The sequence below is a fragment of the Uruburuella suis genome (genome assembly GCF_022870845.1).
Lineage (GTDB): Bacteria > Pseudomonadota > Gammaproteobacteria > Burkholderiales > Neisseriaceae > Neisseria > Neisseria suis.
Map to the genome: position 1 here is coordinate 1,642,528 of NZ_CP091507.1, position 21,898 is coordinate 1,664,425.

Below are 21,898 nucleotides of genomic sequence, written 5' to 3' on the forward strand. Positions count from 1 at the left end.
ACCTACTCCGTGATAGTGCGTGGTTTTGTATCACTTTTTCTTGCATTCCACTATATCTGTACTGTCGCAGGCTTCTGCCTTGTTAGCTTATTTTTCTGAATGGGTATGAGTTTATATTTGACGATTGGGTTTGTTAAACAATCTTTGCTATCTTACCTTGTTTTCAGGCCGTCTGAAAAGCATTCCCGCCTTTTCAGACGGCCTGCCATCAGTTTTCAGCGGCATTCGTGCAGCGGACAACCCGATGCATCGCAAAATAACCCGACGGCATCAACACGCCGTTATTTACCAATAGATCGTTTTTAAAACGGGTGTCGCCCGGTGTTTCATATTCATAGCCTTCGGGGCAGAGCTTTTTGGCTTTTTTGTCGATATTGTTGCTCAAGGTATCTTTGTTGACAAACACGTTGCCGTTGGCTTGGAGCTGATAGCGCTGCCCGCCCAAATCGGTGCTCATGGCAGGAAGCATTTGCGCGCAGCCGCTCGCCAAGAGCATCAGCGCCATAAGGGCTGTTTTATTCATTGTGCGACTTTCTGAAACACCGCGCGCACGCGTTCCAAATCTTCTTGCGTGTCCACACCGGCAGCGGGCGCTTGAGCCACAATTTCCACCGCAATCGGGTGGCCGTGCCACAACACGCGCAGCTGCTCGAGCGATTCGATGTTTTCCAGCGGCGATGCGCTCATTTGCGCATATTCATTCAAAAAGCCGGCGCGATAGGCATAAATGCCGATATGGCGCAAAGGCGCGGCCACTTGAGGCAACGCGCGCTCGCCGGCGCGCATGCTGTCGCGCGGATAGGCAATCGGGGCGCGGCTGAAATAAAGCGCACGGCCTTGCCGGCACAACACCACTTTCACCACATTCGGATTCATAAATTCATCGAAATCGTGGATTTCATGCGCGGCGGTGGCCATCGGCGCGCCGTTTTCCACCAGCACGGCGGCGGTTTGGTCAACCAATTTCGGGTCGATCAAAGGCTCATCGCCCTGCACGTTCACCACCACGGTGTCGGCGCTCAAGCCCAGCAATTGCGCGGCTTCGGCCAGGCGGGTGGTGCCGCTTTCATGATATTCGCCCGTCATCACCACTTCAATGTTGTGCGCTTGGCAGGCAGCAAAAATCTCTTCATGATCCGTGGCCACCACCACGCGCACGGCGCGGCTTTTGGCGGCCTGCTCGGCGGCGCGCACCACCATGGGCTTGCCGTGAATATCGGCCAGCGCCTTGCGCGGCAGCCGCGAAGACGACATGCGCGCCGGAATCAGCACCACAAAGCCGCTCATGAATGCAGCTCCTCGGCGCTCAATTGGCGCGCTTCGTTTTCGAGCATAAACGGTATGCCGTCTTTAATCGGATAAGCAAGCTTGCTTTGGCGGCACCATAATTCCTGCCGGTCTTGCTTATATTCCAATGCGCCTTTGCACACGGGGCAAACGAGGATATCGAGAAATTTTTTTTCCATTGCACTTCTTTCTTTATTTTTTCTTGAGTGATGGCAAACGGCCAAGCAGCCATTGTGCCAAATCAGGCTCGATTATCGCACAAACCGGCAGCACCCACACATTATCTGCGGCGCAATCCGCCAGCTTCACCGCATCTTTTTCGGTGACAAACACCCAATCGGCGGCCGGCAAATCGGCGGGGGAAATATCGGCATGATCGGGCAGCGCCTTGGTTTCGGCCAACTCAATGCCCAAAGCGCGCAGGCTCTCAAAAAAGCGCCCGGGCTTGGCAATGCCGGCCACGGCCGCTGTGCGCACCCCTTTCAGACGGCCTGTGTCGAGCAGAATATCGGGGCGGTTTAAAAGATAAATATTGCCGCTTTCCAAATGGCTGCAAAAAATATTTTCAGACGGCCTGAAATAAGCTTTATCCACCGCGCCCACAGCAGCACTCACCACCACCGCATCTGCCGCATGCAAACGCGCAAACGGCTCGCGCAGGCCGCCGCCGGGCAGCAAATCCAAATCGCGCCGCCCCACATCGGCCGCCGGAAACACGGCGATTTCCACATCGCGCTGCAAAGCATAATGCTGCAAACCGTCATCCGCAATAATCACTTCGATTTCGGGGTGCGCCGCGAGCAAGGCTTTGCCCGCTTCGGCGCGGCGGCTGCCCACGGCGGTGGGCGCGCCGGTTTGGCTATAAAGCAGCAAAGGCTCGTCGCCCGCTTCGGCGGCGCTGCTGCGCTGATCAAGCACATGCACACCGCTGCTTTTGCGCCCGTAGCCGCGGCTGATGATACCCACTTGAATACCCTTCGCCTGCAAACCGCGCACCAGCGCCGCCACCACCGGCGTTTTGCCCGTGCCGCCGGCATGGATATTGCCCACCACCACCACCGGCACCGCCAGCTTTTCGCTTTTCAGACGGCCTGTGCGATACAGATAACGGCGCACACCATAAACCGCCTGAAACAGGCGCGACAGCGGCCACAGCAACGCTTTTAAAAGCGGCTGCGGCTGCTGCCAATGGCGCTCGATGATTTGATGCAGCTTCATGTTTTCAGACGGCCTGTGCCAACAAGTCAACAATCAAATATCTTAACACACGCGGCGGCGGCCAAACCACAACAGCCGCCGGAAAAGCTTTATAATCGCCCATTCCACCTTAATTTCCGACCCCCGCCCATGTCTGATTTTTTCGCGCCCGCCGCGCTTTCCGTGTCTGAGCTCAATGCCTTGGCCAAAAACCTGCTCGAAGAGCATTTATTCGGCTTGTGGGTGGCCGGTGAAGTGTCCAACCTCACCCGCGCCGCCAGCGGCCATTATTATTTCTCGCTCAAAGACAGCCGCGCCCAAGTGCGCTGCGCCTTGTTTAAAGGCACCGCCGCCAAGCTGGCCGCGCCCTTGAAAGAAGGCGATCACATCGAATTGAGTGGCAGAATCAGCATTTACGAAGCGCGCGGCGAATTTCAGATCACGGTGAATGAAGTGCGCCTCAAAGGCTTGGGCCAGCTTTACGAAGCTTATGAAAAGCTCAAGGCCAAATTGCAGGCTGAGGGCGTGTTTGCGCCCGAGCGCAAAAAGCCGCTGCCCGAGCACCCGCGCGCCATCGGCATTGTCACGAGCCTGGCCGCGGCCGCGCTGCGCGATGTGGTGAGCACGCTCAAGCGGCGCGCACCGGAAATTCCCATTATTGTTTACCCCACGCCGGTGCAGGGTGCGGGCAGCGAAAAGCAGATTGCGCAAGCCATTGCCACGGCCGCTGCGCGCCATGAAACAGATGTGTTGATTGTGTGCCGAGGCGGCGGCAGCATTGAAGATTTATGGGCGTTTAACGAAGAGCCGGTGGTGCGCGCGATTGAAGCCTGCGCCATACCGATTGTGAGCGGCGTGGGGCATGAAACCGATTTCACGCTGGCCGATTTTGCCGCCGACATGCGCGCGCCCACGCCCACGGCCGCGGCCGAATTGGTGAGCCCCAACCGCGCCGAATTGCTGAGAAAACTCGCGCTGGCACAAACGCAATTGCGCGGCACGCTACAACAGCGCTATTACGATGCCAGCCAGCGCCTCGACTGGCTTGCCCGGCAGCTGCGCCATCCGCAGCAAAAGCTGGACGAACAAAAAACACACCTGGCCGCCTTGCAGCAAAACCTGCGCTTTGCCATGCAAAACCAACACCGTTTCAGCGCGCAAGCACTGGCTCAGCAACAGCAAAAGCTGGCGCACCTGCGCCCCGACACCGCCGCCGTCGGCCGCGATTTGGCCGCTTTTCAGACGGCCTTGCAACAAAACTGGCAGGCTTTATTCAATCTGCGCCGCCAAGGCTTGGAAAAACAGGCTGCGCTGCTCGAAGCCGTGTCGCCGCAGCATATTCTTGCGCGCGGCTTCAGCGTGGTGAAAAACAGCCGTGGCCAGGTCATCCGCAATGCCGACAGCCTCAAGCAGGGGCAAAAGCTGCATATCGTGTTTGCCGAGGGCGAAACCGATGTGCGCGTAACCCGCGAGCACAAGCAGCCGGATTTGTTTGATTATTCTTAACACACGGTATTTGCAAAAAGGCCGTCTGAATGCCTATTCATCAAGCATTCAGACGGCCTTTTTTGATTGCACTTCACTTACGGCTGGCGGATAAGCGGATAAGGGTTCACCGCGCCTTCGCGTGTGTACACGCCGTAATGCAGATGCGGCGGCGTGGCCGCGGCATTGCCGCTGTTGCCCACATAGCCGATCAGCGTGCCCGCTTCTATCCAACTGTTTTCACGAAGATTTTCAGCATATCGGTCTAAATGGGCATAATAATGCCACACGCCGCCGGGGCCGGTGATGCCCACAATATTGCCGCCGAGCCGGTTTTCGCCGATGCGGCTGACCACGCCTTTGGTGGTGCTCAACACCGGCGTGCCGCGCGGTGCAAAAATATCCACACCCTCATGCGTGCGCCCCTGGCTGCGGGCTGCGCCCCAAGTGTCGGCAAAGCGCCGGCCGGGCAAGGGGTTGGGCAGGCTTTGCGCGGTGGGCGCCGGCTCCTGCCACAATCGGGCGCGCCACCAATAAGGTGCCAAATAAGGGCGCAGCCCGATCAGCAAGGTGGCCGCCAGCAGCAGCCAAAGCACACTTTTCAAGCCTTTTCTTACATCCATTTGCCTGCTCTTTTCTGATTCGGCATCATTCATGCCCAATCCATAAAATGAAAACAATCCCTCATCAAAACAATATAGTGGAACGCAAGAAAAAGTGATACAAAACTATGCACTATAACGGCGTAGGTTGGGTTGATAAACCCAAGGTTTCAGACGGCCTGTGGGCTTGTTGGGTTTTCAACCCAACCTACCCGTTGTGTCACTTTTTTATGCATTCCACTATATTTCAGGATATTTTTTGCCCATGCTTATCGGCCATTCTACGGATAAATAACGGCTTCTTATCCCATCCTAGGGTCTGTTCACCTTTCATCCGTGCGTAAGATTTTGAGCGCAAAAGCGCGTTTGCAAGGCGAAAAGCGCAGCAAGGGTGGACACCTTGCGAGCATTTTCAACGCGGCAGGCGCGTTTTTGAGCCAAAAGATTGCCACGAGATGAATGGTGAACAGACCCTAAGCCAAACGGCCTATTCCCCCGCCAGAATCATTCATATAATATGACTGTTATCTATTCAGGCCGTCTGAACACGATTCACGCAAAAGGAACCCGACCATGACCGATTTGAGCCTGTGGCAAACCGCGCCGCTGGATGCCGCCATTGAACACATTCTGCAACGTTATCACGAAACCCACCGCAACCAGCTGGCCGAGCTTGGCGCTTTGGCGCAAAAAGTGGCCGGCGTGCATGCGGACAGCTTTCCGGCGGCGCTGTTGCCGCTTTTGCAGGGCATCGAAGCCGAGCTGCTCAGCCATATGATGAAGGAAGAGCGCGTGCTCTTCCCCATGATCAAGCAAGGCGCCGGCCGCGGCGCAGCCATGCCGATTCAGATGATGATGCACGAGCACACCGAGCACGAAGCCGCGTTGGCCGAGCTGCGCGCGCTCACCGATGATTTCACCCCGCCCGAGGGCGCTTGCGGCAGCTGGCAGCGGCTTTATGCGCTGGCTAAAGAATTGAGCGATGATTTAAACGACCACATCGCACTGGAAAACGATATTTTGTTTGCACGCGTGTTGGCTTCATAATAGCTGCGCCTAATAGCTGCATGGGGTTTGAATCTTCACCACAGGCCGTCTGAAAACTTTTCAGACGGCCTTTTTTTATGAATTTGCTTATACGGTGTTTGCATCTCTTATTGTAAAGTGCAGGCGCAGGCCGAATTGGCGGCAGGCATAATCCGACAAAACTCAAACCGCTTTATCAAATCAATCTGTTTAAAACCAATCTTGGATAACGGCTTGACGGCCTGACCCAACCTGTCTATCTGCATCTGTACCCGAATTTGAATTTTCACCACAGGCCGTCTGAAAACTTTTCAGACGGCCTTTTTTATGAATTTGCATATACGGTGTTTGCATCTCTGTTTTCAAATCACAACCATGCGCTTTAAACCGACCCAATGTAAGTTTTTGCAAACCCCATCCGCCAAACGGATTATGCGCGCGCGCCCGAATAACTAATCCCGCTTATGCGAATACTGTAAATCCGCCCTGCTTTGTGCCGATATTCAAGGCAAACAAAGCGCCGTAAGCTTGCATTGTAAAAAAATGTTTGCTTTAAACACAGAAAGGACGGCTGCAATGGCCTCGCAAAAATACAAGCAATATTCGGTGCTGGCGTCCAGCACGCTGGCATTTACCGTGTGTTTTATGGTGTGGATGATGCTGGCGGTGGTGGGCATTCCGGTAAAAGAGCAGCTGGGCTTGAGCGAAACCGAATTCGGCATTTTGGCGGCCACGCCGGTGCTCTCCGGCTCGCTGGTGCGCGTGCCGCTGGGCATCTGGACCGACCGCTACGGCGGGCGCATTGTGTTTTTCGTGCTGATGCTGTTGTGTGTGCCGGCGATTTTTATGATGCAGTATGCCGATCAATTTTGGCAGTTTCTGCTGATCGGCTTGGTGATGGGCTTGGCCGGCGGCTCGTTTTCGGTGGGCACGCCTTATGTGGCGCGTTGGTTTCCGAAGCACCAGCAAGGCATGGCGATGGGCGTGTTTGGCGCGGGCAATGCCGGCTCGGCGGTGAATAAATTTTTGGCGCCGGCGCTGATTGCTTACGGCACCTGGCATTTTGTGCCCACCGTGTATGCGGTGATTATGCTGGGCACGGCGATTGTGTTTTGGTTTACTTCTTATCACGATAAAAGCCATTTGGTGTCGTCTTCCGTTACCCTGCGCGAGCAGCTCGCGCTTTTGAAAGACCCGGGCGTGTTGCGCTACAGCCAATATTATTCGGTGGTGTTCGGTGGCTATGTGGCGCTGGCTTTGTGGATGACCAAATATTATGTCGGCGAATACGGCCTCACGCTGCAAAGCGCGGCTTTTCTGGCGGCCTGCTTTTCGCTGCCCGGCGGCGTGTTGCGCGCGTTTGGCGGCTATTTGTCGGATAAATTCGGTGCTTATAAGGTAACTTGGGCGGTGATGTGGGTGTGTTGGGTGTGTTTCTTTATTTTGTCTTACCCGCAAACCGAATTGGTGTTTCACACCAAAAACGGCCCCATGGGCATGCACATCGGCTTGAATATCGTGGTGTTTACCGTGCTGATGTTTACCGTGGGCGTGGCTATGGCGGTGGGCAAAGCTTCGGTGTTTAAATTCGTGGCCGACGACTATCCCACCAATATCGGCGCGGTGTCGGGCATTGTGGGGCTGGCCGGCGGCATGGGCGGCTTTTTGCTGCCGATTATGTTCGGCATGCTCGAAGATTTCACCGGCATCCGCTCCACCAGCTTTATGCTGCTCTACGGCACCGTGTGTGTGTCGTTAATCTGGATGCACTTCTCGTTTAAAGCCAAGCGCAAAGAAATCGAACACGCATAATTTTCGTTTCAGACGGCCTTTCTTTATTGATAACCGGGCGGCCGTCTGAAACCTTATTCAGGAGCATCAAAATGAGCTACATCCTTCACGATTGGCGGCCGGAAGACAAAAATTTCTGGCAGCAAACCGGCCGCAAAATTGCCAAGCGCAATCTGTGGATTTCGATTCCCGCCCTGCTTTTGGCCTTTGCCGTGTGGCAGGTGTGGAGCGTGGCGGTGGTCAATCTGCCCAATATCGGCTTTAAATACAGCGAAAACCAGCTTTTCTGGCTGGCGGCGCTGCCCGCTTTATCGGGCGCCACTTTGCGCATTTTTTATTCGTTTATGGTGCCGGTGTTCGGCGGCCGCCGCTGGACCGCTTTATCCACCGCCAGCCTGCTGCTGCCCGCCGCAGGCCTGGGCTTTGCCGTGCAAAACCCCGACACAAGCTACATCACCATGATGATTCTGGCGCTTTTGTGCGGCTTTGGCGGCGGCAACTTCTCATCGAGCATGGCCAACATCAGCTTTTTCTTTCCGAAAGCGGAAAAAGGCACGGCGCTGGGGCTTAATGCCGGTTTGGGCAATTTGGGGGTGTCGGTGGTGCAGTTTGTGGTGCCGCTCATCATCACCGCCGGCGTGTTCGGTGCACTCGGCGGCGAAGCGCAAACCTGGGTGAAAGGCGATGCCACCAAGCAGATGTGGCTGCAAAACGCAGGCTTTGTGTGGGTGCCGTTTATCATCATTTCCGCGCTGGCGGCTTGGTTTGGCATGAATGATATCGCCTCGGCCAAAGCCGGCTTTAAAGACCAAGCCATTATCTTCACCCGCAAACACAACTGGATTATGTGTGTGCTTTATTTGGGCACATTCGGCTCGTTTATCGGCTTTGCCGCCGGCTTTCCGCTTTTGATTAAAAGCCAGTTTCCCGCGGTGGACCCGGTGAAATATGCGTTTCTCGGCCCCTTGGTCGGCGCTTTGGTGCGCCCGCTGGGCGGCTGGCTTTCCGATAAAATCAAAAGCGGCGCGGCCATCACCCAAATTGTGTTTATCGGCATGATTGTGGCCGTGTGCGGCGTGCTCGCCTTTTTGCCCACCGATGGCCAAGGCGGCAGCTTTTGGGGCTTTTTCGCCTGCTTTATGGCCTTGTTCGCCCTCACCGGCCTGGGCAACGGCTCCACCTTTATGCAGGTGCCGGTGATTTTCCTCAATATGCACCAGCGCTTTGCCGAGCAAGGCTTGGTCGATGCCGAGCAGGCGCGGCTCGATGCCACCAAAGAAGGCGCAGCCGTGATCGGCTTCACCGCAGCTTTTGCGGCTTATGGCGGCTTTTTCATCCCCAAAAGCTACGGCACTTCCATTGCCGTTACCGGCAGCGTGAATGCCGCGCTGATTGCCTTTATCGTGTTTTATGTGTTGTGCGGCGCGCTCAACTGGTGGTATTACGCCCGCAAAGGCGCCGAAGCCAAGTGCTGAGGTTTCAAGCTAATTGCAACCAACCGCCCGTTCATCGGGCGGTTTTTCATGGCCGCCGGCAATCAGCGGTTGCCTTTTGCCGCCCGCAACACCTATACTGCCGCAGGCCGTCTGAAAGCCTTTCAGACGGCCTGTTTAACACACATCGCATATTCATAATTATTGATACCCATGAACTGGCACACCCGAATCCACACCGATTTGGCCGCACAAGCCGCCAAACAAGCCTACCGCCGCCGCACGCCGCGCCGCGCCGATGTGCCGCCGCCCGAAATCGATTTTGATGGCACGCGCCTGCTCAATTTCGGCGGCAACGATTATTTGGGCTTGAGCCGCGATGAAAGCGTGATTGCCGCATGGCAGCAGGCGCTCTCGCGCTTCGGCAGCGGCAGCGGCGGCTCGCCGCTGGTGAGCGGCCACACCGATGCCCACGAAGCGCTGGAGCAGCTTTTGGCCGGCTGGCTGGGCTATGAGCGCGCGCTTGTGTTTGCCAGCGGCTATGCCGCCAATCAGGCGGTGTTGCTCGGCCTCTTGGGCAAAAACGATGTGTTGCTGGCCGACAAATATTGCCACGCTTCGATGCAGGAAGCCGCCGCGCTTTCCTCCGCTGCGTTCCGCCGCTTTGCCCATCAGCAATATCACCAGCTCGCCGCGCTGCTGCCGCAATATGCCGGCCGCTGCACGCTGGTAGCGAGCGAGGGCGTGTTCAGCATGGATGGCGATTGCGCCGACTTGCCCCGCCTGCACGGTTTATGCCGCGAACACGGCGCTTGGCTGCTGCTCGATGATGCCCACGGCTTCGGCGTGCTCGGCGATGAGGGCAAAGGCAGCGCCGCAGCCGCCGGCATGCAGCCCGACATTTTGATTGTCACCTTCGGCAAGGCCGCCGGCGCAATGGGCGCGGCGGTGCTGTGCAGCCACCACACCGCCGAATACCTCACCCAATTTGCCCGCCATCTGGTTTACAGCACCGCCATTCCGCCCGCCCAGGCCGCTGCGCTCGCCGCCGCCTGCACGCGCCTGCGCCAAGCCGATGATTTGCGCGCACGTTTGCGCAGCAATATTGCTTATTTTCAGACGGCCTTGGGCCAAATCGGGCTGGCAGAAAAATTATTGCCCTCATCCACCGCCATCCAGCCCTTCATCTGCGGCAGCAATCAGGCCGCGCTCGATGCCGCCGCCCGTTTGCGCGATTTCGGCCTTTATGTGCCCGCCATCCGCCCGCCCACCGTGCCCATGGGGCAGGCGCGCCTGCGCATCACCCTCACCGCCGCCCACAGCCGCGCCGATATCGAGCGCCTGGCAGAAGGTTTGCACAATGCCGTCTGAACACAAGCAACACATCGCCCGCGCGTTCAGCCAGGCCGCCGCCACTTATGACGATGCCGCCGCGCTGCAACGCCAAGTCGGCACGCGCCTGCTGCATTTGCTCGAGCAGCGGCATCAAAGCAATCTGGCCGGCCAAACCGTGCTCGATATCGGCGCGGGCAGCGGCCATTTCAGCCGCATCATGCAGGAAAAAGGCGCTTGCGTGCTGGCGCTCGATTTGGCCGAGGGCATGTTGCGCCGCATTCACACGCAGCAGCGCGCTGCCGCCTGCCTACTGGCCGATGCCGAAGCGCTGCCGCTGGCCGGCGGCAGCATCGATATCTGCTTCAGCAGCTTGGCGCTGCAATGGTGCAATCTAGCGCAGGCCGCCGCCCAAATGCAGCGCATCACCCGCGCCGGCGGCTGCATCGCCGTGGCCACGCCGGCCGAAGGCAGCTTGTGGCAGCTGCGCCAAGCCTGGCAGGCCGCCGATGCCGCGCCGCATGTCAACCGCTTTTTAACACCCGCCGGCATTCAGACGGCCTTTGCCTGCTTCGGCCAAATTGAAGTTTGCACTGAAACGATCACCCAAGAATTTGCCGACTTAAAAAGCCTGCTCGATTCACTCAAACATGTGGGTGCCAACCACGTTTTCGCCCGTCGCGCCGGCCTCACCGGCAAAGCGCGCTGGCAGCGATTTGCGGCGGCCTATGAAACGCTGCGCAACGATAAGGGCTTGCTGCCGCTGGATTATTGCATCAGCTATATTGTGATCGGCAAGCCATAAATCCATAAATCCGGCTGCGTGCATTTGTGTTAATGCTTTATCGCCTTTATACGAAAGGCCGTCTGAAATTGCTTTCAGACGGCCTGCCTTTCAAATATCAAACCCCAAACATCAAAACGCTTCGCCCACTTTCACGCCGCCGGCAATGTCTTTGGGCGTGGCCAATGCGGCCACAACGCTTTGGGCGGCTTTGAATTCCGGCGTGTCCATCATCGCGGCGGCATCGCTCGGGCGCAAAGTGTTGGCCATATATTGCCAGCGCGCGGCCAAATCCGGATTGGCGGGGGCGGCAAAACCGGCGCGCAATTCATCCACCAAATCGGGGCGGTTGCACACGAGCACAATATCGCAGCCGGCATCAAACGATAATTGCGCGCGCGCTTTGATACCGCCGGCGCCGCAAGCACCTTCCATAGTGAGATCGTCGGAGAAAATCACGCCGTTAAAGCCGATTTTGTGGCGCAAAATTTGCTTCAGCCACACCTCGGAAAAACCCGCCGGCTGCGCATCGATTTGCGGATACACCACATGCGCGGGCATCACCGCAGCCATACCCTCGGCAGAGAGCTTGCAAAAAGGCACGATATCGGCCGCTTCCAGCTCGGCCAGGCTGCGATTGTCTTGCGGCAACACATGGTGGCTGTCGCCTTCCACGAAGCCGTGGCCGGGAAAATGCTTGCCGCAGGATTTCATGCCGCCTTTGTTTAAGCCTTTTTGCAAGGCCCGCGCCAATTCAGCCACAATTTCGGCGCTTTGGTGAAAGCTGCGGTTGCCGATTACGGCGCATTGCCCCCAGTTTAAATCCAGCACCGGCGTAAACGACAAATCAATGCCGCAAGCGCTCAATTCGGCCGCGAGCACCCAGCCCGCCTGCTCCGCAGCGGCTTTGGCGGCGGCTTCGCCTTGCTCATCCCACATTTCGCCGAGCACATTCATGGCCGGCAGGCGGGTGAAACCCTCTATAAAGCGCTGCACGCGGCCGCCTTCGTGGTCGACGGCAATAATCAGCTCAGGCGTGCGCAAGGCTTTGATTTCGGCCACCAGCGCTTTGAGTTGCGCCACATTTTCAAAATTGCGGCGGAATAAAATCACGCCGCCCACGGCCGGGTCGAGCAGGCGCTGCCGTTCGGCTTCGCTCAATTGGAAAGCCTGCACATCGGCCATCACCGGGCCGCGCGGAAGGGTTTGCATCATCTTGAATCGTTTCTTAAAAATGTTTCAGACGGCCTCTGAGTCAATGGAGGCCGTCTGAAAAGTTGCAGGGAAAATCAAGGCAGGTTGAGCGCTAAAAACAAGGTGTTGCCGCTGCGCTGCACCAACAGCGGCACATTTTTGCCCGCGCCTTCGATGGCGCTGCGGAAAGTGGCTTCGTCTTCCACGCTGGTTTGGCCCACCGCCAAAATCTCATCGCCCCGGCGCAGGCCGGCGCGCGCGGCCAAGCCTTCGGCCTTGGCCACCACCAAATGTTTGGCGCCGTCGACATTTTGCACATTGAGGCTCAAGCCCATATTGTCGAGCTGGAACGATTGCGTGTCGCCGCCGGCCGGCGGCTGGCCGCTGCCCGCTTCATCATCGCTCTGCGCATTGCCATCGGCCGAGCCCAGCTGCACCTTGATATCGGTTTCTTTGCCTTTGCGCCACACACCCAGCGTGATTTCTTTGCCCGGCGCAATCGCGCCCACCATCACCGGCAAATCGCTGGAAGCGCGCACTTCTTCGCCATTCACGCTGCGCACGATATCGCCCACCTGCAAGCCGGCTTTGGCCGCCGGGCTGCCCGGCAACACGCGCGCAATCAGCGCGCCCGTGGCTTTATCAAGCTCAAACGATTTGGCCAAATCATACGACACTTCTTGAATAATCACGCCCAATTGGCCGCGCTGCACCTTGCCGGTGGTGCGCAGCTGGTCGGCCACATTCATGGCCACATCAATCGGAATGGCAAACGAAATGCCCATAAAGCCGCCGCTGCGGCTATAAATTTGCGAATTAATGCCCACCACCTGCCCTTTTAAATTAAAGAGCGGGCCGCCGGAATTGCCCGGATTAATCGCCACATCGGTTTGGATAAACGGCGTGTAGTTTTCATTCGGCAGGCTGCGGCCTTTGGCCGACACGATGCCGGCGGTGACGCTGTTGTCAAACCCAAACGGTGCGCCGATGGCGGCCACCCATTCGCCCGGTTTCAAATCTTTGGCGTTGCCGATTTTCACCACCGGCAAATCGGCGGCATCGATTTTGAGCAGCGCCACATCCGATTGCTGGTCGGAGCCGATAAGCTTGGCGGTGTATTCGCGTTTGTCGTTGAGCATCACTTTGATGTTGTTCATGCCGCCCACCACATGCGTGTTGGTGAGGATGTAGCCGTCGGGGCTGATGATGAAGCCGGAGCCGAAATTCAGCTCGCCATCGTCATCTTGCTGCGGCACTTCGGGCATATTGGGCACCAAGCGCTTGAAAAATTCGTAAAACGGATCGTTGTCGGGAAACTGGCTCAAATCCATGCCGCCATCGTTGCGTGCCGAAGCGGCGGGCGCATTTTTGGTGGCCTGGATATTCACCACGCTGGGGCCTTCCTGCTCCACCAGCTTGGTGAAATCGGGCAGCAACATGCCCACGCTGCCGCCATCGGTTTTGGCTTCGATCGATTGCACAAATTCGCTGCCTTTTTCTTTGGCATCGCCGAAAAAGCTGCCTAACTTGTCGCAGCCGCCCAGCATTAATGCCGATGCCGTAAGCAAAACAAGGTATTTGGGCGTGGGGTTCACAGAATTTCCTTTGAAGTTTTTAATCGGTGTTTGGTGTGGAATTGTAAACGAAAACAAAGGCCGCCGCATCAGCCCCGGGCGGGCGCGGCCGCTTGAAAGCAAGGGTTTTACATCTTTTTGCGGTTGCTTCGCCGGCAGATAAAGCAGGCCGTCTGAACGTTTCAGACGGCCTCTTGGCTCAGATTTTGCCCATCAGCACCGTTTTCGACGGATATTCGCATAAATCGTTGATGATGCACTGCTCACACAAAGGCTTTTGCGCTTTGCAGGTGTAGCGCCCGTGCAGAATCAGCCAGTGATGCGCATCGAGCAGAAATTCTTTCGGAATCACTTTCATTAATTTGTCTTCCACTTCACGCACGTTTTTGCCCGGCGCAATGCGGGTGCGGTTGGCCACGCGGAAAATATGCGTGTCCACCGCCATCGCCAACTGCCCGAATGCGGTGTTGAGCACCACATTGGCGGTTTTGCGCCCCACGCCGGGCAAGGCTTCCAGCGCTTCGCGGCTGCTTGGCACTTCGCCTTGGTGCTGATGCAGCAAGATGCGGCAGGTTTCGATAATGTGTTTGGATTTGGTTTTGTATAAGCCGATGGTGCGGGTGTATTCCATCACGCCTTCCAAGCCCAAATCCAGCATGGCCTGCGGCGTGCCGGCCACGGGAAAAAGTTTGGCGGTGGCTTTGTTCACGCCCGCATCGGTGGCCTGCGCAGAAAGCAGCACGGCAATCAGCAGCTCAAACGGGTTGTTGTATTGCAATTCGGTGGTCGGGTGCGGATTGGCGGCGCGAAAGCGCTCGAAGATTTCCCGGCGGATGTGTTGGTTCATAACAATAGGGTTTGTGTTGAAATATGAAGCGGATTTTACCCGCAAAATCCGGCCGGCGCGATAAACGGCTTTTATCTCGGCACAAAGTTTTCAGACGGCCAGCGGCTCATTGCACCTGCTCAGCGCTTTGCGCTTTGCGGTAGGCCCACGGCGCTTGCGGGCTTTGGGCGCGCCACAGGCCAAAGCGGCTGCTGCGTGCACCGGCTTCGGCGCGGCTGTAGGCGGCGAAATCGGCTTTATCCTGCCGCCGCTTGGCAATCGACACATAATGCCAAGCATGCCCCTCTTCGATTTGCGCCAGATTGATGTCGCGCCCGTGCAGGCGGATTTGCGCCACTTCACGCCCGTATTGGTCGGTGTCCAACACCGCAACCTCCACCTGCTGCCCGTCTATCAGGCGGCGCAAGGCATCGCGGGCGGCCATGCCGTGCGCCTGCTGCAACTCGGGCGCATCGATATAGGCCAGGCGGATTTTATGCCGCTGCCCGTGGCGGTCGGTGGCGCGCACGCTGTCGCCATCGTGCACAGCGGTAACGCGCGCCTGAAAGTGCGCGGCGCTTGGCGCGGGCGCAGCGGTTTCCGCTTGCCGCAGCCATTGCGCGCCCTGCTGCAACCAAGCGCTGCTCTCGGCATAACCCAAATGGGCGGCAAAGGCCGCTACGGCGGCTAAAAGTGCCAGTAAATATTTCATCAACACAATGCGTTTAATACCAATTCAAAAAAGTAAGCTAACAAGGCGGCGAGCCGCAGACAGTACAACGAGTACGGCAAGGCGAGACAACGAAGTTAGGTTATTTTTTTGGATTGGTATAAATTTATTTTTTCAACAAACAAGGCCGCCTGAAAGCCTTTTCAGACGGCCTTGCCGACAAACGGAACATTAATTCGGGTAAATCACTTCCACGCCGCTCTGCTTGGCCAACACCAACACATCGGCGGCATTGTGGGCGAACAAACCGTTTTCCACCACGCCGGGAATTTTATTGATGGCATCTTCAGAAGTGATCGGGCGCGACAAATCCATATCGTGCACATCCACAATCTGATGGCCGTTAAACGTGATAAAGCCCACGCGCAATTCAGGCTGGCCGCCCATGGCCACGAGCTTGCGCGACACCATCGAGCGCGCCATCGGAATCACTTCCACCGGCAGCGGAAATTTGCCCAAGCGCGACACATATTTGCTCTCATCGGCGATGCACACGAAAGTATCCGACACATTGGCCACGATTTTCTCATTCAAATGCGCGCCGCCGCCGCCTTTGATCATTTGCAGCGAATGGTTCACTTCATCAGCACCATCCACATACACCGCCAAGCGCGACACTTCGTTGAGCTGCACTTCGGGAATGCCCACTTGGGCCAGCAATTCCGAAGTGGCTTTAGAGGTAGACACCGCGCCTTTGATGTGCTTACCGCTCACGGCCAAGGCTTTGATGAATTCATTCACGGTGCTGCCGGTGCCGATGCCGATGTATTCATTATCGGGCACGAATTCCACGGCTTTTTCGGCCGCCAAACGCTTTAATTGTTCTTGAGATAGCATGATGGGAAGTTCCTCTTCTTTTTCCAAAAAATAATCAACACTGCTTGCTGTTTGCACTGCCGGATATCATTTTACAGCTGTTATGCTAACACTTTTTGACATACCGCGCAGCAGTTTTCAGACGGCCTGCAACAACACCGCTGCCTGCGCTTCTATGCCTTCCTGCCGCCCCAAATAGCCGAGTTTCTCGTTGGTTTTGCCTTTAATATTCACCGATTGCAGCGGCAGCCCCAAATCAGCGGCAATATTGGCGCGCATGGCGGCAATGTGCGGCGCGAGCTTGGGCGCTTGCGCAATAATGGTGGTGTCGACATTCACCGCCTGCCAGCCCGCCGCCTGCACGCTTTGATAAGCGGCGCGCAGCAGCACGCGGCTGTCGGCATCTTTGAATTCGGCGGCGGTATCGGGAAAATGGCTGCCGATGTCGCCTAAGCCTGCCGCGCCCAAAAGCGCATCGGTAATCGCGTGCAAAAGCGCATCGGCATCGGAATGGCCGAGCAGCCCTTTTTCAAACGGAATAGTCACGCCGCCCAAAATCAGCGGCCGCCCGGCCACCAATTGGTGCACATCATAGCCTTGCCCGACACGGATATTCATGGTGTTTCCTTAATTAATTGATTGGTTTTTCAGACGGCCTTTGGTGAATTGGAGACCATCTGAAAAGCAAGTATTTGTTTAATGGTTTAATGGTTGATTCGGCATGTATGTATAGGGAATGAATGAAAACTAACACAGACCGGCGCAGAATGTGCGGTTCAACCACGCACGCAGAAGCCGATTGAAACGCGTGCGTGGCTGCGCACACCCTCTACACACGATTTGAGACTTCTTATTTTTGTATCCGTTTTTCTTTGATTTCACGATAGGCCGTCTGAAATCACACCGGCGCATGTGATTTGTCTGCCAGCAACAGCCGCACGATATATTCGTCTTGCGGCAACGTAAGCTTTAAATTGCGGCTGTCGCCCTGCACCAGCAGCGGTTGCACGCCCAACGCTTCCACCGCACTTGCTTCATCGGTGATGGCGCTCAAATCGCCCACATCAAGCGCGCGTTGCAGCAAGGCCGCCTGAAAAAGCTGCGGCGTTTGCGCCTGCCACAAGCCGGCGCGCGCCACGGTGGCGCCGATATGCTGCGCCGCGTCGGCACGTTTGAGCGTGTCGGCCACGGGCACAGCCAATATGCCGCCTTCGGCTTGGCCGCCCGCTTCTTGAATCAGGCGGCTCAGCGCTTCGGGCGGCAGGCAGCAGCGGGCGGCATCGTGCACCAAAATATTGTCGTGCGGCGCGGCCAAGCCTTGTTGCAGCAAAGCAGCCAAGCCGTTGCGCACGGTTTCGGCGCGGGTTTCGCCGCCGCATTTCAACACGCTGAGCTTATGATTTGAGGCCGTCTGAAAAAAATTGTCTTCAGGCGAGAGCACCACGGCGATATGGTCAATCTGCGCATGCGCCAAAAAAACAGCCAGCGTGTGTTGCAACACGGTTTGGCCGTTGATTTCCACATATTGTTTGGGCTTGCCCGCACCGAAGCGCGCGCCCACGCCGGCGGCGGGAATCAGCGCAATATGGCGGCTCATGCACTTTCTCCGCCAGCGTGCGCCCGCCAAGCGCAAGGGCCGCCGCCGGCTTTGTCGAGCGCATCAAGATAAGCTTCGTGCTCAGCTATTTCCGCCGCTTCGGCGCGAATCACTTTCAAAACCGCCGGGCGCGGCTGCCGGCTCACCGCCGCTTCGGCGGCCGATTCGGCAAAGCTATCGGCCAGGCTGAACTGGCCGCGCGTCATCGCCAAATACACTTCGCCCAAAAGCTCGCAGTCGATTAATGCGCCGTGATACACGCGCTTGCTGCGATCGATTTCAAAGCGGCTGCACAAGGCATCAAGGCTGACTTTTTGGCCGGGAAACATCGCGCGCGCCATCGCCAGCGTGTCGGTGATTTTGCAGCCCAAGGCTTCCACCGTGGGCAAGCCCATGCGCTCGAATTCCATGTTTAAAAAGCCCACGTCAAACTTGGCATTGTGGATAATCAATTCGGCACCGCGCAGAAAATCGGCAATTTCCCGCCCCACTTTGGCAAACACGGGCGCATTTTTTTCTTCCAGCACCTTAATGGTGAGGCCGTGCACGGCAGCGGCCTCTTCGGGCATATCGCGCTCGGGGTGCATATAAAGATGCAGATTTTGCTCGGTGAGATGGCGGTTGACCATTTCCAGGCCGGCGAATTCGACAATGCGGTCGCCGCTGCCGGGGTAGAGGCCGGTGGTTTCGGTATCGAGAATAATTTGGCGTGAGGGGCTCATGGCTGGCTTTCTTGAAGTTCAGCCGCATCATACTAAAAGCCGGGAGCAAAGTAAAAAGCAAACACTGCTCTGCCACCGATGCAGCGATGGATATTGATGAGTGGGCAAGCCGCCCGGGCTCGGCATTTCAGCAAGTTGTTTATAGCGAATATCGAATCTCAAAAGTAAGACAACAAGCGGCAAGCCGCAGACAATCTTTCATTTTCCAAGTGTTATACTTGAAATCCGATACAGAGGCCGTCTGAAAGGTTTTCAGACGGCCTCTTTAAAACAAAACTTCCCTTTACATCGACAAAATTATTTAAGTTTTTGAAAATTTATTTTGATTTAAAACATAAACTTAAAATTGTATTTTAAAATAATAACAATTATCATTTGCAAATATTGCTTATCTTGCTTATGATGCATCCAACGCTTCAACACAAACACCCGCAAAGGAGCACGACATGCCCGAAAGCATTTTCCAGCAAGTCTCTCTGGATATTTTAAGGCTGCATCAGCACACCGCCCGCTCGCTTTTGGCCGTGCCGCATGATGAAGCGGCCGAAATCCACGATGCCGTGTTTGCCATGATTGAAGGCCGTTATTATATGTTGGTGCCGCAAAGCGCGGCGCTGTGCGACAAGCGCACCGGCATTTTGCTGATTGAAACCGATGATGCGCAAGCCCGCATCAGCTGGGTGGCCAGCGCCCGCACCATCCAACATAAAAGCAATATCTACCGCCGCGCGCTCGCTGCCCTGCAACGGCGCGTGCAGCAAACCAAACAATCGCTGAATCAGGCCGCCGAAGCCTGCCTGCTCGAGCTCACGCCGCAGCAAGGCCGCCTGACCCTGCGCAACAACAGAGATTTCGCGCTTTCACCGCATGATTTGATGAAAGCTTTGTATCCGGCAAGCTATGATATGGAGAAATATGCCTGATTTTTAAACCTTTTTGGAAACCTTTTTGGTAGTGGTTTGTGTTCCTTTTGCGCCCCTCTTCGTGTGGGGCGACTTTTTTTGTGCTTCTCCATACTATAAAAAGAAACCGGTTAAAAAAGAAACCGGCTTCTTCATTTTGCCCATACCTTTTCAGACGGCCTTACATTACAATAGGCCGTCTGAAAATATTGATCTGTTTTTATGCAACTTTTAAAATATCTGCAAGCGCAAGGCATCGGCAGCCGCAAGCAATGCCTGTGGCTGATTGAAAATGATTGCGTGGCGCTCAACGGCAGCACACACAACCGCCCTAAAGAAAATATCGAGCCGGCCGACATCCGCACGCTCAAAATCGACGGCGAGCCGTTTGCCGTGGTGCCGCTGCCCTATTTCTATATTCTGCTCAACAAACCGGCCAACTACGAAACCTCGCACAAACCGCAACAATACCCGAGCGTGTTCAGCCTGTTTCCCGACCACATGCGCAACATCGACATGCAGGCGATCGGCCGGCTCGATGCCGACACCACCGGCGTGCTGCTGATCACCAACGATGGCCAATTCAACCACCGCACCACCTCGCCCAAGCATAAAGTGCCCAAACTTTACCGCGTAAGCCTCAAGCATCCGGCCGATGAAGCCTTTTGCCAAGCCTTAAAAAACGGCGTGTTGCTGCACGACGACAACGAAACCGTGCGCGCAGCCGATGCTAAGCTTGCCAACCCCACCACTTTGCTGCTCACCATCACCGAGGGCAAATACCATCAGGTCAAGCGTATGGTGGCCGCCGCCGGCAACCGTGTGGAAGCGCTGCATCGTGAAAAATTCGGCCAATGGAGCACACAAAATCTCGCCCCAGGCGAATGGACGTTTATTTTTCCAACTTAAAGATAAATAATTATCAAATAATTTTTGTTAATAATCAATAAGATAATCTAACAAATTAACGCTTTACAAATCTTAACACCCATTTGGGTGAACTATTATATAATTCACCCATCTGAGTAACACTTACTTCGCGAGAAGTGAGTAAGTGAGTAAGACGTTTTCCCCGTAATGTGTTTGGCCATCTATACTTTTCCCCTTGGTATAGATGGTTTTTTTTATCTGCTGTTTTTTGATTACCTTCGTTATCATCCTTTTATCTTGAGCGCCGCCGCCCTTGTGAGCGGGAAAACCGTTTAACTGTAATGTGTTTGGCCATCTTATCAATTTATGCGATACCTTTTCCCCTCGGCATCTGCATATTTATGCTATTTGCGTTTTAATCATATGGGTTATTGTTTACCCTGTTATATGATGGGAAGATAATTATATCTATCTCACATGATTTTGCAAGTCTCAATTGCAGATAAACGGCATTTTTTACAAATAAACGGTATGCTTTTAATATCCACACAATCATTAAGATGTAGTCGGCCGTAATTTGACCTTGACTACACAACACTACATTGCGCTATAATCCGCCCTGTCAAAAAGCGGCCGCTCGGCAGCTTTCTCCAACACAAACTCAGCAAAGGATTTCACACATGGGCATTAAGGTTGCCATCAACGGCTATGGCCGCATCGGACGCCAGATATTACGCGCGATTTACGACTATAAATTGGAAAAACAGCTCGATATCGTGGCGGTAAACGCCAGCGGCAGCCTCGAAACCAATGCCCACCTCACCAAGTTTGACACCATACACGGCCGCTTCAATGCGGATGTGAGCCACGATGAGAATCATTTAATCATTAACGGTAAAAAAATCCCCTTTTTCTCCACCCGCAATCCGGCCGAATTGCCGTGGGCGCTTTTGGGTGTGGATTTGGTGATGGAATGCACCGGCGCATTCACCAGCAAGGCCGCGGCCAATGTACATCTCGAATCAGGCGCGAAAAAAGTGCTGATTTCTGCGCCCGGCGGTGCCGATGTGGATGCCACCGTGGTATATGGTGTCAACCACAACGTTATCACCGATGACATGACCGTGATTTCCAACGCTTCTTGCACCACCAACAGCCTGGCGCCCATCGCCAAAGCCCTCAACGACGCCATCGGCATCAATAAAGGCCTGATGACCACCATCCACTCGCTCACCAACGATCAAACCGTTACCGATGTGCGCCATAAAGATTTGCGCCGCGCCCGCAGCGGTGTGGACAATATGATTCCCACCAAAACCGGCGCAGCCAAAGCCGTGGGCTTGGTGCTGCCCGAGCTCAACGGCAAACTCGACGGCTTGGCCATCCGCGTGCCCACCACTAATGTGTCGCTGGTGGATTTGAGCTTCGAAGCCGGCCGCAAAACCAGCGTGGCCGAAGTGAATGCGGTGCTCAAAGCTGCTTCCGAGGGCGAAATGAAAGGCGTGCTCGGCTTCAACGTGCTGCCGTTGGTGTCTATGGATTTCAACCACACCACCGAAGCGAGCAATTTCGACAGCACCCTCACCAAGGTTACTTGCGGCAATATGGTGAAAGTGTTTTCCTGGTATGACAACGAATGGGGCTTCAGCTGCCAAATGCTCAACACCGCTCGCGCGATGTTCGGCTTGGAAGTCACGCCGTTTAAAGCGTAAGGTTCAGAATTAAAGGAA

At 55.7% G+C, this 21,898-nt stretch carries 22 protein-coding genes; 9 read left to right on the forward strand and 13 right to left on the reverse strand.

What is annotated here, in order from left to right; genetic code table 11:
- Window positions 1-208: 208 nt before the first annotated feature.
- The 4 genes from LVJ78_RS07420 to lpxK are packed head-to-tail and all read right to left on the reverse strand — an operon-like array spanning window position 209 to window position 2,505.
- Window positions 209-523, reverse strand: a complete 315-nt coding sequence (locus tag LVJ78_RS07420) for a hypothetical protein (protein WP_132954256.1) — start codon at window positions 521-523, stop codon at window positions 209-211.
- Complete coding sequence (gene kdsB / locus LVJ78_RS07425) at window positions 520-1,287, reverse strand: 3-deoxy-manno-octulosonate cytidylyltransferase (RefSeq protein ID WP_132954255.1); 768 nt, start codon at window positions 1,285-1,287, stop codon at window positions 520-522. Before kdsB ends, LVJ78_RS07420 begins: the two co-directional genes overlap by 4 nt.
- A complete protein-coding gene (locus tag LVJ78_RS07430) occupies window positions 1,284-1,466 on the reverse strand; it encodes a Trm112 family protein (RefSeq protein ID WP_132954254.1) in 183 nt (60 codons plus the stop codon). The genes kdsB and LVJ78_RS07430 overlap by 4 nt, the downstream gene beginning before the upstream one ends.
- 13 nt (window positions 1,467-1,479) lie before the next feature.
- Window positions 1,480-2,505 carry a tetraacyldisaccharide 4'-kinase gene (lpxK, locus tag LVJ78_RS07435; RefSeq protein WP_132954253.1) on the reverse strand — a complete coding sequence of 342 codons (1,026 nt, stop codon included), beginning with the start codon at window positions 2,503-2,505 and terminating at the stop codon, window positions 1,480-1,482.
- Window positions 2,506-2,634: 129 nt separating this feature from the next.
- Here lpxK and xseA point away from each other — a divergent pair, with 129 nt between their 5' ends.
- Window positions 2,635-3,990: an exodeoxyribonuclease VII large subunit gene (gene xseA / locus LVJ78_RS07440; protein ID WP_132954252.1), complete on the forward strand. Its 1,356-nt coding sequence runs from the start codon at window positions 2,635-2,637 to the stop codon at window positions 3,988-3,990.
- Between the two features lie 77 nt (window positions 3,991-4,067).
- On the opposite strand, the gene LVJ78_RS07445 is transcribed toward xseA, so the two are convergent.
- Complete coding sequence (locus LVJ78_RS07445) at window positions 4,068-4,592, reverse strand: M23 family metallopeptidase (RefSeq protein WP_132954251.1); 525 nt, start codon at window positions 4,590-4,592, stop codon at window positions 4,068-4,070.
- A 552-nt stretch (window positions 4,593-5,144) separates the two neighbouring features.
- On the opposite strand from LVJ78_RS07445, the gene LVJ78_RS07450 reads away from it, so the two are divergent.
- From LVJ78_RS07450 to bioC, 5 genes are all read left to right on the forward strand, one after another.
- Window positions 5,145-5,618 (forward strand): hemerythrin domain-containing protein, encoded by a 474-nt coding sequence (locus LVJ78_RS07450; protein ID WP_132954250.1) that lies wholly within the window; start codon window positions 5,145-5,147, stop codon window positions 5,616-5,618.
- Between the two features lie 555 nt (window positions 5,619-6,173).
- The gene (locus LVJ78_RS07455; protein WP_132954249.1) at window positions 6,174-7,409 is read left to right on the forward strand and encodes an MFS transporter; all 1,236 of its coding nucleotides are present in this window, start codon (window positions 6,174-6,176) and stop codon (window positions 7,407-7,409) included.
- 71 nt (window positions 7,410-7,480) lie between these two features.
- Window positions 7,481-8,863, forward strand: a complete 1,383-nt coding sequence (locus tag LVJ78_RS07460) for a NarK family nitrate/nitrite MFS transporter (protein ID WP_132954248.1) — start codon at window positions 7,481-7,483, stop codon at window positions 8,861-8,863.
- Between the two features lie 171 nt (window positions 8,864-9,034).
- Entirely contained in the window at window positions 9,035-10,192 is a 1,158-nt protein-coding gene (gene bioF / locus LVJ78_RS07465) for an 8-amino-7-oxononanoate synthase (protein WP_132954247.1), read from the forward strand.
- On the forward strand, window positions 10,182-10,958 hold the full coding sequence (gene bioC, locus LVJ78_RS07470; protein WP_132954246.1) for a malonyl-ACP O-methyltransferase BioC: 777 nt from the start codon (window positions 10,182-10,184) through the stop codon (window positions 10,956-10,958). Before bioF ends, bioC begins: the two co-directional genes overlap by 11 nt.
- Before the next feature lie 111 nt (window positions 10,959-11,069).
- Here the strand turns inward: bioC and nagZ are convergent, their stop codons facing one another.
- From nagZ to dnaQ, 8 genes are all read right to left on the reverse strand, one after another.
- The gene (gene nagZ, locus LVJ78_RS07475) at window positions 11,070-12,152 is read right to left on the reverse strand and encodes a beta-N-acetylhexosaminidase (protein ID WP_243650361.1); all 1,083 of its coding nucleotides are present in this window, start codon (window positions 12,150-12,152) and stop codon (window positions 11,070-11,072) included.
- A 74-nt stretch (window positions 12,153-12,226) separates the two neighbouring features.
- Complete coding sequence (locus LVJ78_RS07480; protein ID WP_243650362.1) at window positions 12,227-13,678, reverse strand: DegQ family serine endoprotease; 1,452 nt, start codon at window positions 13,676-13,678, stop codon at window positions 12,227-12,229.
- A 226-nt stretch (window positions 13,679-13,904) separates the two neighbouring features.
- Window positions 13,905-14,552, reverse strand: a complete 648-nt coding sequence (nth, locus tag LVJ78_RS07485) for an endonuclease III (RefSeq protein ID WP_132954244.1) — start codon at window positions 14,550-14,552, stop codon at window positions 13,905-13,907.
- A 106-nt stretch (window positions 14,553-14,658) separates the two neighbouring features.
- Window positions 14,659-15,243, reverse strand: coding sequence for a thermonuclease family protein (locus LVJ78_RS07490; RefSeq protein ID WP_132954243.1), 585 nt, complete (start codon window positions 15,241-15,243; stop codon window positions 14,659-14,661).
- Between the two features lie 189 nt (window positions 15,244-15,432).
- Entirely contained in the window at window positions 15,433-16,098 is a 666-nt protein-coding gene (gene rpiA / locus LVJ78_RS07495; protein ID WP_132954242.1) for a ribose-5-phosphate isomerase RpiA, read from the reverse strand.
- Between the two features lie 117 nt (window positions 16,099-16,215).
- On the reverse strand, window positions 16,216-16,695 hold the full coding sequence (ispF, locus tag LVJ78_RS07500) for a 2-C-methyl-D-erythritol 2,4-cyclodiphosphate synthase (RefSeq protein ID WP_132954241.1): 480 nt from the start codon (window positions 16,693-16,695) through the stop codon (window positions 16,216-16,218).
- 280 nt (window positions 16,696-16,975) lie between these two features.
- Window positions 16,976-17,674, reverse strand: coding sequence for a 2-C-methyl-D-erythritol 4-phosphate cytidylyltransferase (ispD, locus tag LVJ78_RS07505; protein WP_132954240.1), 699 nt, complete (start codon window positions 17,672-17,674; stop codon window positions 16,976-16,978).
- Entirely contained in the window at window positions 17,671-18,396 is a 726-nt protein-coding gene (gene dnaQ, locus LVJ78_RS07510) for a DNA polymerase III subunit epsilon (RefSeq protein WP_132954239.1), read from the reverse strand. Before dnaQ ends, ispD begins: the two co-directional genes overlap by 4 nt.
- Window positions 18,397-18,842: 446 nt before the next feature.
- On the opposite strand from dnaQ, the gene LVJ78_RS07515 reads away from it, so the two are divergent.
- From LVJ78_RS07515 to gap, 3 genes are all read left to right on the forward strand, one after another.
- Window positions 18,843-19,319, forward strand: coding sequence for an NGO0322 family iron-responsive protein (locus tag LVJ78_RS07515; RefSeq protein WP_132954238.1), 477 nt, complete (start codon window positions 18,843-18,845; stop codon window positions 19,317-19,319).
- 201 nt (window positions 19,320-19,520) lie between these two features.
- A complete protein-coding gene (locus LVJ78_RS07520) occupies window positions 19,521-20,207 on the forward strand; it encodes a pseudouridine synthase (protein ID WP_132954237.1) in 687 nt (228 codons plus the stop codon).
- Between the two features lie 641 nt (window positions 20,208-20,848).
- Window positions 20,849-21,880 carry a type I glyceraldehyde-3-phosphate dehydrogenase gene (gene gap, locus LVJ78_RS07525; RefSeq protein WP_132954236.1) on the forward strand — a complete coding sequence of 344 codons (1,032 nt, stop codon included), beginning with the start codon at window positions 20,849-20,851 and terminating at the stop codon, window positions 21,878-21,880.
- The last annotated feature ends 18 nt before the right edge of the window (window positions 21,881-21,898 follow it).

Coding starts and splice junctions, on each gene's coding strand:
- lpxK (WP_132954253.1), bottom strand. CDS start 2,505: ATGAAGCTGCATCAAATCATCGAGCGCCATTGGCAGCAGCCGCAGCCG.
- LVJ78_RS07455 (WP_132954249.1), top strand. CDS start 6,174: ATGGCCTCGCAAAAATACAAGCAATATTCGGTGCTGGCGTCCAGCACG.
- LVJ78_RS07460 (WP_132954248.1), top strand. CDS start 7,481: ATGAGCTACATCCTTCACGATTGGCGGCCGGAAGACAAAAATTTCTGG.
- dnaQ (WP_132954239.1), bottom strand. CDS start 18,396: ATGAGCCCCTCACGCCAAATTATTCTCGATACCGAAACCACCGGCCTC.
- LVJ78_RS07480 (WP_243650362.1), bottom strand. CDS start 13,678: ATGCTGGGCGGCTGCGACAAGTTAGGCAGCTTTTTCGGCGATGCCAAA.
- ispF (WP_132954241.1), bottom strand. CDS start 16,695: ATGAATATCCGTGTCGGGCAAGGCTATGATGTGCACCAATTGGTGGCC.
- rpiA (WP_132954242.1), bottom strand. CDS start 16,098: ATGCTATCTCAAGAACAATTAAAGCGTTTGGCGGCCGAAAAAGCCGTG.
- LVJ78_RS07430 (WP_132954254.1), bottom strand. CDS start 1,466: ATGGAAAAAAAATTTCTCGATATCCTCGTTTGCCCCGTGTGCAAAGGC.
- gap (WP_132954236.1), top strand. CDS start 20,849: ATGGGCATTAAGGTTGCCATCAACGGCTATGGCCGCATCGGACGCCAG.
- kdsB (WP_132954255.1), bottom strand. CDS start 1,287: ATGAGCGGCTTTGTGGTGCTGATTCCGGCGCGCATGTCGTCTTCGCGG.
- LVJ78_RS07490 (WP_132954243.1), bottom strand. CDS start 15,243: ATGAAATATTTACTGGCACTTTTAGCCGCCGTAGCGGCCTTTGCCGCC.
- LVJ78_RS07520 (WP_132954237.1), top strand. CDS start 19,521: ATGCAACTTTTAAAATATCTGCAAGCGCAAGGCATCGGCAGCCGCAAG.
- LVJ78_RS07515 (WP_132954238.1), top strand. CDS start 18,843: ATGCCCGAAAGCATTTTCCAGCAAGTCTCTCTGGATATTTTAAGGCTG.
- bioF (WP_132954247.1), top strand. CDS start 9,035: ATGAACTGGCACACCCGAATCCACACCGATTTGGCCGCACAAGCCGCC.
- nth (WP_132954244.1), bottom strand. CDS start 14,552: ATGAACCAACACATCCGCCGGGAAATCTTCGAGCGCTTTCGCGCCGCC.
- LVJ78_RS07450 (WP_132954250.1), top strand. CDS start 5,145: ATGACCGATTTGAGCCTGTGGCAAACCGCGCCGCTGGATGCCGCCATT.
- LVJ78_RS07420 (WP_132954256.1), bottom strand. CDS start 523: ATGAATAAAACAGCCCTTATGGCGCTGATGCTCTTGGCGAGCGGCTGC.
- xseA (WP_132954252.1), top strand. CDS start 2,635: ATGTCTGATTTTTTCGCGCCCGCCGCGCTTTCCGTGTCTGAGCTCAAT.
- nagZ (WP_243650361.1), bottom strand. CDS start 12,152: ATGATGCAAACCCTTCCGCGCGGCCCGGTGATGGCCGATGTGCAGGCT.
- ispD (WP_132954240.1), bottom strand. CDS start 17,674: ATGAGCCGCCATATTGCGCTGATTCCCGCCGCCGGCGTGGGCGCGCGC.
- bioC (WP_132954246.1), top strand. CDS start 10,182: ATGCCGTCTGAACACAAGCAACACATCGCCCGCGCGTTCAGCCAGGCC.
- LVJ78_RS07445 (WP_132954251.1), bottom strand. CDS start 4,592: ATGGATGTAAGAAAAGGCTTGAAAAGTGTGCTTTGGCTGCTGCTGGCG.